General features: G+C 74.5%; 8 protein-coding genes. All 8 read right to left on the bottom strand.

Annotation, left to right across the window (positions count from 1 at the left end):
* Nucleotides 1–22: 22 nt before the first annotated feature.
* Nucleotides 23–4228: a non-ribosomal peptide synthetase gene (locus ABT130_RS06410; RefSeq protein ID WP_350953389.1), complete on the bottom strand. Its 4206-nt coding sequence runs from the start codon at nt 4226–4228 to the stop codon at nt 23–25.
* A 73-nt stretch (nt 4229–4301) separates the two neighbouring features.
* Entirely contained in the window at nt 4302–4607 is a 306-nt protein-coding gene (locus ABT130_RS06415) for a phosphopantetheine-binding protein (protein WP_350925224.1), read from the bottom strand.
* Nucleotides 4604–5032 carry an aspartate 1-decarboxylase gene (gene panD, locus ABT130_RS06420; RefSeq protein WP_350925222.1) on the bottom strand — a complete coding sequence of 143 codons (429 nt, stop codon included), beginning with the start codon at nt 5030–5032 and terminating at the stop codon, nt 4604–4606. Before panD ends, ABT130_RS06415 begins: the two co-directional genes overlap by 4 nt.
* A 13-nt stretch (nt 5033–5045) precedes the next feature.
* Nucleotides 5046–8171 (bottom strand): non-ribosomal peptide synthetase, encoded by a 3126-nt coding sequence (locus ABT130_RS06425; RefSeq protein ID WP_350953391.1) that lies wholly within the window; start codon nt 8169–8171, stop codon nt 5046–5048.
* A gap of 8 nt (nt 8172–8179) precedes the next feature.
* Nucleotides 8180–9592, bottom strand: a complete 1413-nt coding sequence (locus tag ABT130_RS06430; RefSeq protein WP_350953393.1) for an amino acid adenylation domain-containing protein — start codon at nt 9590–9592, stop codon at nt 8180–8182.
* Nucleotides 9589–12408, bottom strand: coding sequence for a beta-ketoacyl synthase N-terminal-like domain-containing protein (locus tag ABT130_RS06435; protein ID WP_350953394.1), 2820 nt, complete (start codon nt 12406–12408; stop codon nt 9589–9591). The genes ABT130_RS06430 and ABT130_RS06435 overlap by 4 nt, the downstream gene beginning before the upstream one ends.
* Nucleotides 12405–14102, bottom strand: coding sequence for a fatty acyl-AMP ligase (locus tag ABT130_RS06440; protein WP_350953396.1), 1698 nt, complete (start codon nt 14100–14102; stop codon nt 12405–12407). The genes ABT130_RS06435 and ABT130_RS06440 overlap by 4 nt, the downstream gene beginning before the upstream one ends.
* The gene (locus tag ABT130_RS06445; protein ID WP_350953399.1) at nt 14099–18529 is read right to left on the bottom strand and encodes an SDR family NAD(P)-dependent oxidoreductase; all 4431 of its coding nucleotides are present in this window, start codon (nt 18527–18529) and stop codon (nt 14099–14101) included. Before ABT130_RS06445 ends, ABT130_RS06440 begins: the two co-directional genes overlap by 4 nt.
* Nucleotides 18530–18663: the final 134 nt, after the last annotated feature.

Here is an 18663-nt window from a genome sequence, read left to right on the forward strand (position 1 = left end):
GGCCGACCCTCTGCCGACGTCCTCAGCCGGTGAGGAAACGGCTGATCAGGTCGACGTGCGGGGCGCGGAGAAGTTCGTGATGCTCTCCGGGGATCTCGTGGACGGTCAGGTCGGAGACGGTCTGGCGCCAGCCCGCCTCCTGGACGGCCCGCAGCTTGGGCGGGTGCAGTTCGCTGGTCAGGAGGGTGACGCGGCCGTGGAACCAGCCGGCCCGGTAGCCGGCCAGGCCGCGCAGGCTGTCGCGCCAGAGCCGCAGCAGCTCCGGCCCGTACGCCTCGTGGTAGGCGGCCACCTGGGAGGACGTCATGCCCAGTCCGGCGAAGAAGCCCACCTTGGAGTCGAGCAGGGCCTGCCGGGCCTCGGCGGCGCCCAGCGGGGCCAGCCGGTCGATCAGCGTCTCCAGTTCGGCCAGCTCGCCCAGCAGGTCGGTCACGAACACCTCGGGCAGCACCGAGTCGATCAGCACCACGTGGTCGACGTGGTGGCCGAGCGCCTGTAGCCGCCTGGCCGTCTCGAAGGCCAGCACACCGCCCGCGGACCAGCCGGCGAGCGTGTACGGACGCGCCAGGTCCAGTCCCGAACCGGCCAGTTCCCGGGCGTACCTGGCGGCCATGTCCGGTAGCGAACCGGCTTTCACCCCCGACTCCAGCGCCTGCAGCGCGTGGACCGGCCGGTGCGCGGCGAGCCTGGCCGCCAGCCCCGCGTAGCAGCGCGCGGAGCCGCCGAGCGGATGGAAGCAGTACAGCGGGGCTCCGGCGGACGAGGAGACGGCCAGCGGGGTGATCACGGGGAGCGAGGCGGCCGGAACACCGTCACTCCCCAGGTCGGCGCCGTGGCCGGGCTCCCGGGCGGGGCCGAAGCCGGAGATGGGGCCGTTCTTTTGGCCGTGACCGAGACCGGAGGAGCCGGGATCGGGGCCGCTGCCGGCGCCGGGGGCCGGGTCGTGCCCCGAAGACCCGTCGGAGGCGTGCCCGAAGCCACGGTCGGAACCGGGGACGGCCGCGGACACCAGGGTGGCCAGGCCGCTGACCGTGGCGTTGGCCAGGAACCTGCGGAGCTTGACCTTCACGCCCAGGCGCTGTTCCACGCTCGCCATCAGCCGTACCGCGCCGAGGGAGTCGATACCCCTGGCGAACAGGTCCTCGTCCGCGCCGACGTCGTCGGAGCCGATCCCGAGCAGCCCGGCGATCAGGTCGGCGATCTGCCCCTCGACGGCGGTACGCGCCCGGCGCGGAGCGGGCTCCTCCTCCGCGTCCCGCACGGTGGCGGCGTTCACCTCCGGCAGCGCGGATCGGTCCACCTTGCCGTTGCGGTTGAGCGGGATCGCGGGCAGCGGCACGAAGACCGAGGGCACCATGTACTCGGGCAGGCTCCGGGCCAGGCCCGCGCGCATCTCGGCCGCCGTGGCGGTGCCGACGACGTAGGCGACGAGCCTTCGCCCTCCTCCGGAGCCGGAACCGATCGCGGATGCGGGTCCAGAGGATCCGGATGCGGCTTCGGATCCGGGCCGGGGCTCGGGGACGGGTACGGTTCCAGGTCCGGGCCGGGGCCCGGGTGCGGGCGCGGTTCCGGATCCGGGCCGGGGTTCGGGTACCGGTACGGTTCCGGGTTCGGTTCGGGGGTCGGGCACGGGTGCGGCGATGACGACCGACTGGTCGACGCCCGGCAGTTCGTCCAGGGCGGCCTCGACCTCTCCCAACTCGACACGGAATCCCCTTACCTTCACCTGGTCGTCGAGCCTGCCGAGGAACTCGAACTCCCCGTCGGCACGGAGCCTGCCCAGGTCCCCGGTGCGATAGAGCCGCGAGCCCGGCGGGCCGAAGGGGTCGGGCAGGAAGCGCTCGGCGGTCAGCGCGGGCCTGCCGTGGTAGCCGCGCACCACGCACTCGCCACCGATGTACAACTCGCCGGGCACCCCCATCGGGAGCGGACGCATGGCGTCGTCCAGCACGTACATGGCGGTGCCGGGGATGGGCCTGCCGATGGGGACCAGCTCTCCGCCGATCGGGCCGGTCACGGTGTGCACGCAGTTGGCGACGGACGCCTCGGTCGGGCCGTACTCGTTGAGCAGCACCGGTGCCGGGTCCAGCGCCTGCCAGAACGCCAGCGCCCGGCTGGGGAAGGCGTCGGCGCCCACCACCAGGACCCCGGCCAGTCCCGCGGCCTGCTCGGCGGAGAGCTGCCCGGCCAGGACCTCCAGGTGTCCGGGGGTGAGCTTGACGAACCCGTACGGCCGGGCCGACAGCGCGGTGCCCAACTCGTCGAGGGCGGTGTCCTCGGCGGCGATGTGCAGGCACTGGCCCACCACCAGCGGCGTGTAGATGTTGGGCACGACCATGTCGTAGGCGACCGAGGAGAAGAGCGGGGCCCCGCCCACGCCGCCGACGGCGTAGGCCGACACGCACCAGCGCAGGAAGTTCACCAGGCCCCGGTGCCCGACCATGACGCCCTTGGGACGCCCGGTCGAGCCGGAGGTGTAGATGAGGTAGGCCAGGTTGCCGGACGCGGCGGTCGGGTCCGGGTCGCCGGAGGGATATCCGGCGCTCTCGGCTTCCAGGGCGGCCTCATCGTCCAGCACCAGCCGGGCACCGGAGTCGGCCAGCATGTACTCCAGCCGGGCGGACGGCAGTTGGGGGTCGAGCGGCAGGTAGGCGGCCCCGGCCTTCCAGATGCCGAGGAAGGCGGCGACGAGCCAGTCGGAGCGTCGCAGGCGGACGGCGACGATGCTCTCCGGGCCCATGCCTCTGCCGCGCAGCCAGTGCGCGATCCGGTTGGCCCTGGCGTTCAGCTCCCGGTAGCTCAGCCGGGTCCCGCCGAAGGTCAGCGCGACGGCCTGGGGGGTACGCCGGGCCTGCCGCTCGAAGAGCTGGTGCACACAACCGTCCGGCGAACCCAGTGGTTCCGGCCCCCGGCAGGCCGCGAGCAGCGTCTCGCGCTCGGCGGGCGGGAGGATCTCCAGGGCGCTGAGCGGTACGTCGGGTGCGGCGGCGACCTGAGCGAGCAGGTGGACGAAGGACTCGGCGAGCCGCCGGGCGGTGCCGGGCTCGAACAGGTCGACGCGGTAGGTCAGGTGCCCCAGCAGGTGGCCGCCTGCCGGCATCAGGGACAGCGCGAGGTCGTACTTGGCCGCGGTGTCGGGGAACTCGAACGGCTCCACGGCCAGGTCGCCGAGGGCCGTGCTCCCCGGCAGGCCGGCGTGCAGCTCGTACAGGACGCGGAAGAGCGGGGCGCGGCCCTGGGCGAGCATCGGGTACGGCAGGTGCTGGTGGGTGAGGGCGTCCAGGCAGTAGGCGCGGACCCGGCGGAGCAACTCGGTGAAGCTCGGGTCGCCCGACAGGTCGGCGCGCATCACGACGGTGTTGAAGAAGGCGCCGACGAGGTGCTCGGAGTGCGGCGCGGCGCGGTTGGCGACGGTGCTGCCGAGCGCGATGTCGTCCTGGCCGCAGTGGCGCGACAGCAGCGCGGCGAACGCGGCGAGCCCGGCCATGTACGGGGTGGCCCGGCAGCGCCGGGCGACGGTGCCGAGCACGGCGGCGGTGGCGGCCGGCACGGTGAAGGTCAGCGTCGCCCCCTCCGTGGCGGGCTCGGCGGCGGTCTTCGTGGCGGGGACGCGGTCGGTGGGCAGGTCGAGCGCGGGCAGGCCGGCCAGGGCGCCGCGCCAGTGCGCCAGGGCGGGCGCCAGATCCACGGCCCGTTCGGCGGCCACCACCTCGTCGTACCCGGCGGGCAGCGGGGGCAGCGGGTCGGGCAGCCCGGCGAGGTGTGCCCGGTAGAGGGCGTCGAGCTCGCCGAGGAAGACGCCCATGGACCACTCGTCGAAGGCGATGTGGTGCACGGCGAGCACCAGGACGTGGTCGTCGGCGGCCAGCCGGGCGAGCTGGACGCGCAGCACCGGCCCGGCGGCCAGGTCGAACGGCCGCCGCGCCTCGGCGACGGCCGTCCTGCGGGCCTCCTCCTCCGAGGCCACGGGGTGTACCGGCAGCTCGACCGGCGCCGGTGGCAGCACCGAGGCCACCGGCCGTCCTTCGACGTTCGGGTAGACGGTGCGCAGCGCCTGGTGGCGGGCGACGACGTCGCCGAGCGCCCCGGCGAGCGCCGGGACGTCCAGCGGGCCGCGCAGGCGCAGCGCCAGGCAGACGTTGTACTCCGTCCCCGCGGGGTCCAGCTGGTGGCCGAGCCACATCCGCTCCTGGGCGTACGACAGCGGCGTCCCGGCGGGAGAGGTCACGGCCGGGGGCGCCTCGGCCGGCGGCCCTTCGGACCGGGGCGTCCCGGCGGGGGAAGCTCCGGACGAGGATGTCTCAGGCGCTACGACCGGCACCTTCCACCTCCAGCGGCGAGTGCGGTGGGAGGGGTGACGCTCCGTCTTCCAGCAGGCCGATGACGACCTGCGCCAGCTCGCCCACCGTCGGGTGGGTGAACACGTCCGCGACCGGCACCTCGACGCCGTGCCGTGCCCGGATCCTGGCGACGAGCTGGATGGCGACCAGCGAGTGGCCCCCGGCCTCGAAGAAGTCGTCGTCGAAACCGACACCGTCCAGGCCGAGCAGCAGCGTCCAGTCGTCGGCCAGCGCCTGGTGGACGGGGGTGTGCGTGGGCGCGCTCATCGTGTCCTCCTCGCCGCACCCGCGGGTGCGAGCTGGTCTTCTGCCCCCGGCACCGGGCGGGCGGGGTCGTGGTCGACGTCGACGATCCGGTTGGCCCCGTCCACATGGACGACCCGGGGCCGGTAGCCCGGCAGCTCTTCGCCCGAGTACTGGCCGTAGGAGATCAGGATCACCATGTCCCCGGGCGCGACCAGGTGGGCGGCGGCTCCGTTGATGCCGATCACCCCGCTGCCGCGCTCCCCGGCGATGACGTACGTCTCCAGGCGGGCGCCGTTGGTGATGTCGACGATCGCCACCTGCTCGCCGTCCAGCAGGTCGGCGGCGTCCATCAGGTTCTCGTCGATCGTCACCGAGCCGACGTAGTGCAGGTTCGCGTGGGTGACCGTCGCTCGGTGGATCTTGGATTTGAACATCGTGCGCAGCATCTCGGGATTCCGTTCACACATGGGAGGCTGGTGACAGTGCCGAGAGCGGCGCGTGCGGGTCGCGCACTGCCGCTCCCAGCAGATGCAGCCATGCATCCACCAGACTCTCGACGGTGGATTCGTCGAACAGGCCGGTGTTGTAGGCGACCTCGCCGATGATCGAGTCCGGGGTCTCCGCGACCGAGCAGACGAGGTCGGCGACCGTGGTACGGGTCGCCAGGTCGATGGGGGTCACCGTCAGCTGTGGCAGGCGTACGCCCTCGGCGCCGGTGAGCGCGCTGAGCGGGACGCCGTTGAAGATGACGTCGAAGAAGGGGGAGCGGCCGGGCGCGCGCGGCGGGCGCAGCGCCTGGACCAGCCGCTCCAGCGGGACGTCCTGGTGGGCGTAGGCGCCGTGGACCACCTCGCGGACGCGGCCGAGCAGTTCGACGAAGGTCGGGTCGCCGCCGCAGGGGGTGCGCAGCACCAGCGTGTTGACGAAGAAACCGATCATCTGCTCGGTCTCCGGCCGGGTACGGCCGGGTACCGGGGAGCCCACCGCGACGTCGGCGCCGCCGCACGCCTGAAAGAGCGTGGCCTGGAAGGCTCCGAGCAGGGCGGCGAAGAGCGTCGTACCCGCCTCGCGGCCGAGCCGGCGCAGCTCCTCGGTGACCCGTTCTTCGATCATGAAGGAGACCCTGGCGCCCGCGTAGGTCTGCACGGGCGGGCGCGGCCGGTCGATGGGCAGCTCGGCCGGGGTGATCCCGGCCAGCTGGGCGCGCCAGTAGTCGAGCTGCTCGCCACCCGCGGCGTGCTCACGCTGCCAGGCGGCGTAGTCCACGTACTGCGCGGCCGGCTCGGGGAGCACGGCGGGCCGCCCGGCCAGCGCGGCCTCGTACAGGGTGGCCAGCTCCTGCCAGAGCACCTGCTCGGAGGCGGCGTCGTAGCCGACGTGGTGGACGACCAGGGAGAACACGTGCTCGTAGGCGTCCAACCTGGTCAGCCTGGCCCGCACCGGCGCGGCGGCGGCGAGGTCGAAGGGGGTTTCCCAGTCGGCCTGCAGGGCGTCGGAGGCGGCGCTCTCGCGGGCGATGCGGGTCTCGCCGGGCGCGACGCCGAACCTCAGCCGGGGTCCGTGAGCGTCGACGCGCACCTCGGGGATGCCTTCGGGGCTCTCCACGTACCGGGTCCGCAGGATCTCGTGCCGGGCGACCAGTTCGTCGAACGCCTGGCGGAACGCCGCCACATCGAGGTGGCCGTGCAGGCGGCAGGCGGTCGGCACGTTGTACGCGGTCGAGCCGGGCGCCAGCCGGTGCAGGAACCAGAGGCGTTCCTGGCCGTAGGAGAGCGGCAGTGTCCCCTCGCGGGACACCCTCGGCAGCGGCGGAAGCTGCTCGGCGCGGGTCTCGGCCACCTCCTCGGCGAGCTCCTCCAGCGACTCGGCGGAGAAGAGCAGGTAGAGCGGGAAGTCGATGCGCAGGTCGTCCTGGATGCGGAACATGACCTGGGTGGCGAGCAGGGAGTTGCCGCCCAGCTCGAAGAAGTTGTCGTCCAGGCAGACCGTGTCCAGGTCCAGGACGTCGGCCCAGATGGTGGCCAGCGCCTGCTGCACGGCGGTGACCGGGGGCCGCCCGGCGGCCCGCTCGGCGGGCGGGGCGATCTCCGGTAGCGCGGCCCGGTCCACCTTCCCGCTGCTGGTCAGCGGCATCCGGTCGATCACCGCGAGCTGCGCGGGAATGAGGTAGGGCGGGAGCCGGTCGACCAGATGGGCCCGCAGCTCCGCCGGGTCGGGGGCGGCACCGGAGGCCACCACGTAGCCGAGCAGGCGTTCCCCGGCGACCGTGACGGCGGAGCGCTCGACCCCGGGATGGGCGTCCAGGGTGGCCTCGATCTCGCCCAGTTCGACCCGTACCCCGCGGATCTTGACCTGGTGGTCGGTGCGGCCGAGGAAGTCCAGGGCGCCGTCGGGGCGGCGGCGCCCCAGGTCGCCGGTGCGGTACAGCCGCGAGCCCGGCGGGCCGTACGGGTCGGGGACGAAGCGCTCGGCGGTCAGCGCGGGCCTGCGGTGGTAGCCGCGTGCCAGGCCGATCCCGCCGATGAACAGCTCGCCCACCTCGCCGTCGGGTACGGGGTCTCCCGCCTCGTCCAGCAGGCGCACGAGGTTGCCGGTGAAGGGCGTCCCGATGGAGACGACCGGGCCCGCGTGCGGGTCGTGCGGGTCGTAGGTGTAGAGGGTGGAGTCGATCGACACCTCGGTGGCGCCCCACTGGTTGTGCAGCCCGCAGCCGTACACGCCGATCTGCTCGTGGAAGGCGAGCGCCAGGGGTGCGGTCAGCGCCTCCCCGCTGGAGATCACGTGGCGCAGGTGCGGCAGCGGCGGCAGCCCGGCGCGGCGATGCGCCGCCAGGAACAGCGCGAGCATGCTGGGCACGAACTGCACGACGGCGGCGCCGAAGCGCGAGGTGGCCTCCAGCAGCGCAACCGGGTCCCGGTGCTCGCCCGGCGGCAGGATCGCCACCACCCCGCCGGTCGACAGCGGCCAGAACACCTCCACCGCCGAGTCGTCGAAGCTGAGCGTGGTCTTGTGCAGCACGGCCTCGCCCGGTTCGAGGCGGTGCTCGGCCTGCATCCACCGCATCCGGTTGACCCAGCCCCCGTGCGTGCTGGCGACCCCCTTGGGAGTGCCCGTCGAGCCGGAGGTGTAGTAGAGGGAGACCAGGTTGCCCGGGCGTACCCCGGAGCCGGCGGGGGTCGTCGGGTGGCGGTCGATCAGCGCGCTGTCGCGGTCGAGCAGCACGACGCGGGTGAGGTCGCCGGGCAGCAGGTGGGCGAGTGCCTGCTCGCCCACCGACACCGGCGCCGCGCCCTCGGCGACCATCAGCCGCGCCCGGGCGGGCGGCGCGTCGGGGTCGATCGGCAGGTAGGCTCCGCCCGCTTTGAGGATGCCGCACAGCGCGATGACCAGGTCCAGTCCCCGGTGCACGCACACCGCCACGGGGGTGTCGGCGACCACTCCCAGCTCGCGCAGGTGGTGGGCGAGCTGGTTGGCGCGCCGGTCCAGCTCGCGGTAGGTCAGGGTGTGGCCGTCGGCATCGATGACGGCCACGGCGCGGGGGGTCCGCTCCACCTGGGCTTCGACCAGCTCGTGCAATCCGGCCACGACTTCTCCTAACGGTTCGCCGACGCCAGCAGGGCGACGCGGTCGATCTTCTTGGTGGGAGTCAGCGGGAAGGCGCCGCGCACCTCGATCCTGGACGGGATCATGTAGGCGGGCAGGTGGGCGGCCAGGTGCTTGCGCAGCGCCCGGGGGGTGACGTCTCCCTGGGCGAACAGCAGCAGACCCTCGTCCACGACGTGCGCGGCGGCCAGCTCGACCAGCGGGTGCTCCTGGGCCACGCACTCGATCTCGCCCAGCTCGATCCGGTAACCGCGCAGCTGGACCTGCCGGTCACGGCGCCCGGTGAACCAGAGCCGGCCGTCGGGGCGCAGCCGGCCCAGGTCGCCGGTCCGGTAGAGCCTGCCGTGCTCGGGGTGGTCGACGAAGCGTTCGGCGGTCAGCTCGGGGGCGCCGCCGTAACCGAGGGCCACGCCGAGCCCGCCGACGTGGATCTCGCCCTGCTCGCCGTCCGGTACCCGTTCACCGGCGTCGTCGAGCAGGACGACGTGGTAACCGGCCAGCGGCCTGCCCACCGGTAGCGGGTCCGGCTCTTGGGCGGTGACGAGCCCGGCGGTGCACCACACGGTGACCTCGGTGGGGCCGTAGAAGTTCCAGACGCGCCCGGCGCGCCCGGCCAGCTCGGCGGCCAGCCGGGCGGTCAGCACCTCGCCGCCGCAGACGGCCTGCAGTTCCTCGCGCCCCGGCGTCAGGTACGGCAGCAGAAAGCGCCAGGCGGTGGGGGTGGCGTGCACGACGGTGGCGCGGTGCCTCTCCAGCCAGCCCACCAGCCGTTCCGGGGCGGCCTGGAGCGCCTCGGAGGTCACCAGGGTCGCCCCGCCGTGACTGAGCGGGACGAACATCTCCAGCAGCGCGATGTCGAAGGAGAAGGTCTGGTTGGCGGCGTACCGGTCGTCGGGGCCGGGGCCGAGCAGTTCGGCGACGGCGCGCACGCAGTTGTGCAGCGAGGCGTGCGAGACCAGCACCGCCTTGGGCCGCCCGGTGGAACCGGAGGTGAACATCACGTACGCGCACCGCTCCGGCTCGGCGTCACCGGTCCGCAACTCGGCCGTGCCCTCGGCGCCCTCGACGCCCTCGGCGCACGGTACGGAGTCGAGGAGCAGGCTCATGCCCGCCTGGCGCTGCTGGAAGCGCAGCCGCTCGGGCGGCAGGGCCGGATCGAGGGGCAGGAAGACCGCGCCGGCCTGCCAGATGCCCAGGATCACCGCCACGTAGTCGGCCGAGCGGGGCAGCGCGACACCGACCACGTCACCGGGGCGTGCCCCTCTCTCCCGCAGGACGTCGGCCACCGCGTTGGCACGGGCGGCCAGTCGCCCGTAGCTGAGCTCGGAGGCCGGGTCGAGGGCGGCGACCGCGCCGGGCGCCTGTCTCACCTGCCGGGCCACCTCGTGCAGGACGGTGTTCACGCGACCACCTCCTGCGGGACGGTGCCGGCGTGGCCGGACGCGGGCAGGTGCGCGGGCCGTTCGCGGGACCAGGGCAGCAATGGGATGGACGCCACGGCCCCCGGTGGGTTGAGCACGGCCCAGTCGAGGTCGTGGCCGAGCTCGTAGAGGCGGATCAGCACGCCGGGCAGGTCGCTCGCGGTGGCGTGGCGCACCACGCGAGCCTGCCTGCCCCCCGGGGCGCCGCGCAGCCGGGGGCCGAGTTCGGCGGCACCGATCTCCACGAAGGTGCGTACTCCCCGGTCCAGTGCGAGGGCGAGCGCGTCGCCGAGCAGGCTCGGGGTGGCCAGGTGGCGCGCCCAGTGCCGGGCGCCCTGCGCGCGGCCGTCGACCGGCCCGCCGGTGAGCGTCGACAGCGCCACCGTCTCACCGGTGTTGACGGGCAGGCCCCGCAGGGCGAGTTCCAGCTCGGCGGCGAGTGGCGCGGCCAGCGCGCTGTGGTCGGCGGTGGCGGGGCCGAGGTCGCCGCAGAGCACGTCTCCCGCGCTGAGGGTGGCGGCCAGGGTGGCCAGCGCGGCCCGGGGACCGACGATGACACAGGTCTGCGCGTCCTCCACGGTGGCCACCGCGAGCGCGGGACCGATCCGCGCGCACAGCGCCTCCGCCAGCCTGCGCGCCAGCCGCACCCGTAGCGCGTGCACCGGCGCCGACCTGGCCAGCAGCCTGGCGCGGTGCCCGGCGACGGCGTCCGCGGCGGTGGGCGACAGCACGCCGCGGTGGCGGGCGGCGGCGACCTCCCCCGCGCCGTGGCCGATCACCAGGTCGGGACGGACGCCCGCCCGGCGCAGTTCGGCGGCGAGGCCGGCGTGCGCGGCGGCCGTCCCGGCGCCCGGCTCGTCGGCGAAGACCAGGGCCAGGCCGCCGGGTGCCGCGCCGCCGGGTGTCGCGGCGGCCAGGTCGGTCAGTGCCCTGTCGAGCTCCCGGCTCAGCTCGGCGGCGTCGGCACCGGTCACCCCGACCCGGTAGGCGTGGTGGTCGCGCCGTTCCCCGGCCGTGTGGCAGGCCGCCGCCAGGTCCAGTTCCGGATCGTCCAGCGCGGTCCGCCAGCGCACGACCAGCTCCCGCAGCCCGGCGTGCGTGTGCGCCGAGAGCGGCAGGTAGTGGCGGGTGCGCGAAACCGCTGCCGGTGGATACGACCACGTCTCGGCGGGCGGTCCCCCCTCGCAGTCCTCCCAGGCCTGCCGCCGGGCGGGAACGCCTCCACGCGTGACGGGTGTGCGCCGCCGCTCGGGCGGTGCCTGGAGGATCAGATGGGCGTTGGTGCCGCCGAAACCGAAGGAGCTGACGCCGGCCAGGCGGCCGGTCCAGGGTTCCAGGCTCCGCTGCACGCGCAGGCCGCCGCCGGACCAGTCGAAGTCCTCGGCGAGCTCGGTGGCGTGCAGGCTGGCGGGCAGCGTGCCGTGGAAGAGCGCGAGGGCCAGCTTGGCCAGGCCGGCCGCACCGGCCGCCGCCTCCAGGTGCCCCAGGTTGCTCTTGACCGAGCCGATCCGCAGCGCGGCGCGGCGCGGCGCCGTGCCCAGCACCTCCGACAGGGCGCGCAGCTCCATCAGGTCGCCCAGCCGGGTGCCCGAGCCGTGCGCCTCGACGTAGCCGACGTCACCGGGGTCGACCCCCGCGGCTCGGCATGCCGCGCGCAGCAGCCGTACCTGCGCGGGGGCGCTCGGCGACATCAGACCGTTGGTACGCCCGTCGCTGTTGACCGCGCCACCGAGGATGAGGGCGTAGATCCGGTCCCCTGCGGCGAGCGCGTCGCCCAGGCGCCGGAGCGTCACCATGACGGCGCCCTCGGAGCGGCCCATGCCGTCGGCCCCGGCGCCGAAGGACTTGCACCGGCCGTCGGGGGCCAGCACGCCCGCCGTACGGAAGCACAGGCCGATTTCCGGCGAGAGGATGGCGTTGACCCCGCCGGCGAGGGCGATGTCGCACTGCCCCGTCCGTAGTGCGGTCACCGCCTGGTGGACGGCGACCAGCGACGACGAGCAGGCGGTGTCGACGGACATCGAGGGGCCGTGCAGGTCGAAGACGTAGGAGATGCGGTTGGCGGCCACGCTGTGCGCCACACCGGTCGGGGTGTAGAGGCCGGGCTCGGCCGCGGCGAGTCCCGGGCTGAAGCTGCTGACCAGGAAGTCCCCGCTGCTGATGCCCGCGAACACGCCCGTCTGGCTCCCGGCCAGATCGGCGAGGCGGAGCCCGGCGTCCTGCAGGGACTCGTGCGCGACCTCCAGCAGCAGCCGCTGCTGCGGGTCCATCGCCTCCGCCTCGCGGGCGTTGACCGTGAAGAACGCCGGGTCGAAGCCCTCCACGTCCGGCAGGAACCCGCCCTCGCCCACCCCTGGCTCGCGCCAGCCCGGGTGGTGCGCGGCCCGCTCGCCCGGCACCCTGCCGACCGCGTCGACGCCGTCCGCCAACAGCCGCCAGAGCCGTCCGGGGCCGTCGGCCCCCGGCAGGCGGCAGCCGATGCCGACGATCGCCACCGGTTCGGCGGAACCCGCGGGGGCCTCATGCCCGCCCAGGACGCGGGAGGTGTCGTGGCCGGGGGTCCTGCGATCCGGTTGTGCCACGGCTCCCGCCAGATGTCCGGCCAGGGCGCGTGGGGTGGGGTGGTCGTAGAAGACCGTGTTCGGCAGCGGGGTGCCCAGCCGGGTCTCCAGTTCGGCGGCGAGGGCGACCGCGTCGGCCGAGCCGATGCCGTAGTCGATGAACAGCCGGTCGGCGTCGACCTCGGCCAGGCCGGCGCGTTCGGCGACCAGGGAGGTCAGCAGGTCCAGGACGTTCATCGCCCGGCCGCCACCGGATCGGCGTCCGCGAGGGCGGGCGAGGTCCATCCGGCCAGCACGGTGAAGCGGCCCTCCGCCAGCATGGCGCGGCACTCGCGGCGCCGGATCTTTCCACTGGTGGTCTTGGGAACGCTGCGCGGTTCGACCAGGAACACCCCGTCGAGCAGCACGTCGTGCTCCCTGGCCACCGCGAGGCGGATCTCGGTGATCAGCTCGCCGAGATCCCCCGCGGTCGCGGCCGTGACCTCGGCGACCACCACCGCGGCCTCGGCCTGCGGCACGTCGCCGGTGGGCTCGACGGCGAAGGCGGCGCCGCAGCCGCCCCGCACGGCGGGGCTGACCCGCTCGACGGTGTACTCGACGTCCTGGGGATAGTGGTTGACCCCGTTGAGCACGATCAGGTCCTTGTGCCGGCCGACGATCACCACGCCGCCGTCGTCCAGCACGCCGAGGTCTCCGGTACGCAGGAAGTTCTCCTGGCGTCCCGGCAGCCGGGCGTGGAAGGTCTCGGCGGTGGCGTCGGGGCGCTGCCAGTAGCCGGCCGCCACCGAGGGTCCCGACACCCATACCTCGCCCACCTCGCCGGGCTCCCGCGCCAGCCCGGTGTCGGGGTCGGCGATCGCCACGACCGTGTCGTCCAGCGGGGTGCCGCAGCGCACGTAGTGGCGCTCCCCCACCCGTACGCCGGGGTCGGCGACCGACAGCGGTCCGGTGGAGACGACCAGGGTGGCCTCGGCCATGCCGTACCCGCCGTGCAGGCTCGCGGCGTCGAATCCGGCGGGGGCGAACCGCTCGGCGAAGCGGCGCAGGGTGTCCCGCCTGAGCGGCTCGGCACCGTTGATCGCCACCCGCCAGCCGCTCAGGTCCAGGGTGGCGATCTCGGCGTCGGTGACCTTGCGGGCGCACAGCTCGTAGGCGAAGTTGGGCGCGTAACAGAGCTGCCCGCCGTACTCGGAGATGGCCCGCAGCCAGGCGAACGGCCGGGCGGCGAACGTCTGCGGCGACATCTTCACCACGTGCGCGCCCCACAGCAGCGGCGACAGCAGCGACCCGATGATCCCCATGTCGTGGTAGAGCGGCAGCCAGGAGACCGTGGTCGTCTCGTGGGTGGCCCCGACGGCGGCGGCCACCGCGCGGGCGTTGTGCGTCAGGCCGCCGTGGGTGACCATGACGCCCTTGGGGTCGCCGGTCGATCCCGAGGTGTACTGCAGGAACGCCAGGTCGCCGGGTGCGGGCAGCCTCCAGTGGTCGGCGGCGTCGCCGAGGAACAGGTCGGCGAAGTGCAGCCAGCCGCGGAAGCCGGGCAGGGTCGCCAGTGCGTCCGCGTCGGGGAGCGGCTCGGGGGCGATCGCGTAGGCGGCGCCGGAGTCGCGGGCGATGGAGGCGATCTTCGACCAGGCGGATCTGAAGTGCGCGAGGGAGGGCAGGTAGACGGGTACGGGCAGGGCCCCGGCCAGCATGCAGCCGTAGAAGACGGGCGCGTACTCGGCGGAGGAGGGGCAGACCAGGAGCACGCGCTCGCCGCACGCGCCGGCCTCGGTGAGGCGGGTGGCGACCTGGCGGGCACGCAGGGCCAGCTCGGCGAAGGTCCACCGGGTGCGCTCGTCCCTGCCCAGGAAGGTCAGCGCCGGGCGCTCACCGTGCTCGTCGGCGGTGCTCAGCAGCGACGCCAGCACCGAATCATGAAATGTCATGCCATACCTCCGATGTGGTCGTTGAGAAGCTCGTCCAGCAGGGCGTCCACCTGGGCGTCGGACAGGGCGTCCAGCCGCGCCGCCATCGGGTCACGGGTATCGGTCTCGCCGGCCGGCCGGTCGTCCAGATGGGCGCTCACCCGCCCGGCCAGCTCGGTGACGGTGGGACCGTCGAGGAAGGCCGGGGCCGGCAGGCGCACCCCGAGCCGGGCCTCCAGGAGGTTGCGCAGCTCGACGGCCATCAGCGAGTCCAGTCCCAGCCGGGTCAGCGACGCCTTCGGGTCGATCGCGGCCGGTGAGGTGCGCAGCACCCCCGCCACCCACTCGACGAGCGCCCGCTCCAGCTCCTGGGGGGTCGTGATGCTCAGCCGGCCGGCCCCGGCGTGGCCGGCCGCCAGCCCGGCGAAGATCGACCAGTGCTCGTGTCCGGGGTTGTTCGCGAACCAGGCCGGCGCGTCCAGCGGGACGACCGCCACCTGGGCCGGCAGCTCGGCGAGCAGCTCGGCGAGGATCCGCAGGCCCGACGCGGTGTCGATGGAGCCCATGCCCCGGTCGGCCAGCCTGCCCGCCCGGTCCGGCCGGGCGGCGAGCCCGATCTGTGACCAGACGCCCCAGTCGATGCTGGTGGCGGGCAGGCCCCGGTTTCTCCTCCAGTGCGCGAAACCGTCCAGGAAGGCGTTGGCCGCCGCGTAACCGGCCTGGCCGCCGGAGCCGAGCAGCCCGGCCGCCGAGGAGAACAGCACGAACAGCTCCACCGGGTCGCCGCAGGTCAGCCGGTGCAGGTTGCGGGTGCCGGCCACCTTGGGGCGCAGCACCTCGGCTACCTCGTCGGGGTCGACGGCGGCGATCGTGCGGTCGCGCAGCACCCCGGCGGCGTGCAGGACACCGCGGATGGGCGGCGCCTGGGCGCGGAGCCCGTCGAGCGCCCGCTCCAGCGCGCCCGCGTCGGCGACGTCGGCGGCCAGCACCACGACCCGCACGCCCTCCTCGCGGAGCGCGGCGATCCGCTCCCGCTCGGCCTGCCCGGGCTCGCTCCTGCCCAGCAGGGCGAGATGCCTGGCTCCCTGCCGTACGAGCCCCTCGGCCGCGGCCAGGCCGAGACCGCCCAGACCGCCGGTGACCAGGTAGGTGCCGTCGGCACGCAGCCGGGGCCGGTCGAAGGTGAGCACCACCTTGCCGATGTGCCTGGCCGAGGCCATGTGCCGGAACGCCGCCTCGGCCTCCACCGCCGGGAAGGCCGTCACCGGCAGCGGGCCGAGATCGTCCGCCGCGACCGCGTCCACCACCTCGCGCAGCATCGCGCCGGCCAGTGCCGGGCGCCGTCCGGCCAGCGAGAACGCCTCCACCGCGTGAAAGGACAGGCTCTTGGCGAAGGGGGCGAGCGGCAGCGGCCGGTTCTCCGCGATGTCGCGCTTGCCGAGTTCGACGAACCGGCCGAAGGGCGCCAGGATCCGCAGCCCCTCGTCGACGGCCTGTCCGGCCAGGCAGTTGACCACCATGTCGACCCCGGCGCCGCCGGTGACCTCCAGGACCTGGTCGGCGAAGTCCAGCGAGCGCGAGTCGAAGACGTGCCGGACGCCCTGTTCCCTGAGCCAGGCCCGCTTGCCGGGCGAGCCCGCGGTGGCGAGGACCTCCGCGCCCGCCCGCCGGGCCAGCCGCACCGCCGCCTGGCCGACGCCCCCGGCCGCGGCGTGGATCAGCACCCGCTCCCCCGCCTCCAGCCGGGCCAGCCGCTCCATGCCGTAGAGCACGGTGACGTACGCCGCGGGGAGCGTCGCCGCCGAGGTGAAGTCCAGATCGCCGGGGATGGGCACGGCCAGCCGGGCGTCCACGGTGACGTGCGAGGCCATCGCGCCGATCTCGGCGACCAGGGCCACCACCCGGCTGCCTACGGCCAGGCCCGTGACGCCGCCGCCGACGGCGGTCACCTCCCCCGCGCACTCCAGGCCGTAGCCGAGTGGCTCCGGCTGCTCGCCCAGCATGCCGATCCCGCGCAGCACGTCGTTGAAGTTGAGCCCGGCGGCGTGTACCCGGATCCGTACCTCTCCCGCCCCCGGCTCCCGGGGAACGTCCTCGGCCAGGCAGAGGGTGGCCAGGTCCTGCCGGGCGCGCTGGACGAGCCGGTGCGGGCCACGCGGCCCGGCCGGTCGCGGGGTGAGGCGCGGCGCGAACGGCCTGCCACCTCGCAACGCGACCTCGTTCTCACCCGCGAGCCTCCAGGTGGGCCGCTCGGCGCCGGCGTCGCCCGGGGTCCGGGAGGACGATCCGCCTCCCGTGCCCAGGTCGGCCGGGGTCCAGCAGGACGGCTCGTGCTCGCCGTCCAGATCGATCAGGGTGCAGCGCAGCTCGGGGTGTTCGTGCCTGATCGTGCGCGCCATCCCCCACACGGCGGCGGCGTCGGGGTCCACCGGGTCGCCCGGCTCGACCGGCTGGGCGTTCCTGGTCACCACCCACAGCCGGTCCGGCTCCGGCTGGGCGATCAGCTCCCGGGTCAGTTCCAGCAGCGACCGCAGTGCCTCCTCGGCGGGCCGTCCCGGTTCGACCCGGTGGACCACGCCGTCGAACGGCTCGTCCGCGCCCGTCTCCACCGGCACCCAGCGCGTGCTGTACGTCCAGCCGCCGGCCCCGGCGCCGCGCGCGATCCCGTGCAGCCGCACCCCGCGCAGTGCCAGTACCACCCGGCCGTCCTCGTCGCAGGCGTCGATGTCGAGCGTCACCTCCGCCCCGTCACCCGTTCCGGCGTTCTCATACGGAGCGGCGTCCACCTCCGGGTGCGCGCCGGCCCCACTGCCGGCCCCACTGCCGGCCCCGTCGCCGGTGCCCGTCGCGGACGCGACCCTGGCGTGCGCCCAGCGGGCCGCGCCGACCTCGCCGAGCACCGACACCCGGGCCACCGCCCGGGGCAGGTAGAGGTCGTCGCCTTCGGCGAGGACGGGCGCCGCCGCCTGCAGGCAGGCGTCCAGCAGCGCCACGTCGAGGCGGTACGGCCAGGGGTCGGCGGCGGGTTCGCCGTCGCGGGCCCGCGAGAGGGGGGAGACGGCGCGCAGGCGGGCGAGGGACTCTCCGGGGGCGGTGAAGACCTCCTCGATCCGCTGGAAGGCCGGGCCGTACCGCATGCCCCTTGCGGTGAAGCCCGAATACAGCTCCTCCGCTCCGATCCGGGTGGCGCACCTGGACCTGAGCGGCGACAGCTCCAGGTGCGCCACGGTCTGCGGGGTCGCGCGGGAGGCCGAGGCGTGGGTCCGTCCCTCGACGGTGAGGTCGATCGCGTCACCGTCGAGCCGGGTGACCAGGCGGCGCGGCGCGTCCAGGAGCAGCGGGGCGTGGAACTCCACCCCGGCCAGCGCACCGGAGTGTTCCAGGGCGGCCGCCAGGTATCCGGCGCCGGGGAAGACCGGCCGGCCCTCGACCCGGTGGTCGCCCAGAGGGCCGTCCGCGGTGAGCTCCACCTCACGCAGGCGGGCGAGCGAGCCCGCGAAGGCGGCGCCGTCCTCCTTGTGCACGGACGCCAGCAGCCGGGCGTCGATGTCGCGCAGCCCGGACAGCAGGGTGGGGTGCGGGCTGAGCTCGACGAACGTGTCGTAGCCCGCGTCCAGGAGTTGCCGGATCACCGGCCAGAACAGGACGGGCTCGCGCAGGTTGCGGCACCAGTAGTCGGCGTCGAGCACCGCGCCGGGGCGGCCGGTGACGGTCGACCAGAGCGGGATCCCCGCGCGGTTCGGCACCAGGGCGGCCAGTTCCTCACGCAGCTCCGGCAGGAGGGGGTCGACGTGGTGGCTGTGGCCGGCGACGTCGGCGCCGACCAGGCGGCAGAAGACGTCCTCCCAGCGGAGCTGCTCGACGAGCGCGTGGACCGCGTCGTGGTCGCCCGCCACCACCGTCGAACCGGGCGCGTTGGCGGCGGCCAGGCAGATCCGGCCGGCGCCGGTTCCACCGTCGCCGGGAACGCCGGGGACCTCGGGTGCGGCCCTACGGCGGCCGTTCTGCTCGGCGACCAGGGCGGCGGTCTCCTCCCAGCCGAGGCCGACCAGCGCCATCGCGCCCGCCCCGCTGAGCCTGCGGTAGAGCCGGCTGCGGACGCCGACGACCCTGGCCGCCTCCGCCAGGGTCAGGGCGCCCGCCACGTGGGCGGCGGCGAGCTCGCCCAGGCTGTGCCCGACCACCGCGGCGGGTACGACGCCGTTGGCCGCCCAGAGCCTGGCCAGCCCGATCTGGAGGGCGAAGAGAGCGGGCTGGACCACGTCGATCCGGTCGGCGTCGGCCCTGCCCGCCAGCACGTCGGTGACGGATCGGTCCGTGTACGGTTCGAGCGCGAGCTCGCACTCCCGGATCGCCGCGGCGAAGACCGGTTCCTGCTCCAGCAGGGCACTTCCCATGCCACGCCACTGGGCACCCTGGCCGGGAAAGACGAAAACGACACCGTTCATGCCGAGAAGCATCGCCAGGCGCGGCTCCGGCGTCTTCCGTCGCGGGACGCGGACGGCACCTAGTCTCCCGGCCGGGTCGCCGGGGAAAGCCTAGCCCGCCGACGAATACCCATATGTCGTGCTATTGGAGATCG

This window comes from Streptosporangium sp. NPDC001681 (genome assembly GCF_040298085.1).
GTDB lineage: Bacteria > Actinomycetota > Actinomycetes > Streptosporangiales > Streptosporangiaceae > Streptosporangium.

What these genes read in the sequence shown, in the direction of transcription:
- ABT130_RS06415 (WP_350925224.1), bottom strand. Translation starts at nt 4,607, where the DNA reads ATGAGCGCGCCCACGCACACCCCCGTCCACCAGGCGCTGGCCGACGAC.
- panD (WP_350925222.1), bottom strand. Translation starts at nt 5,032, where the DNA reads ATGCTGCGCACGATGTTCAAATCCAAGATCCACCGAGCGACGGTCACC.
- ABT130_RS06435 (WP_350953394.1), bottom strand. Translation starts at nt 12,408, where the DNA reads ATGAACGTCCTGGACCTGCTGACCTCCCTGGTCGCCGAACGCGCCGGC.
- ABT130_RS06440 (WP_350953396.1), bottom strand. Translation starts at nt 14,102, where the DNA reads ATGACATTTCATGATTCGGTGCTGGCGTCGCTGCTGAGCACCGCCGAC.
- ABT130_RS06445 (WP_350953399.1), bottom strand. Translation starts at nt 18,529, where the DNA reads ATGAACGGTGTCGTTTTCGTCTTTCCCGGCCAGGGTGCCCAGTGGCGT.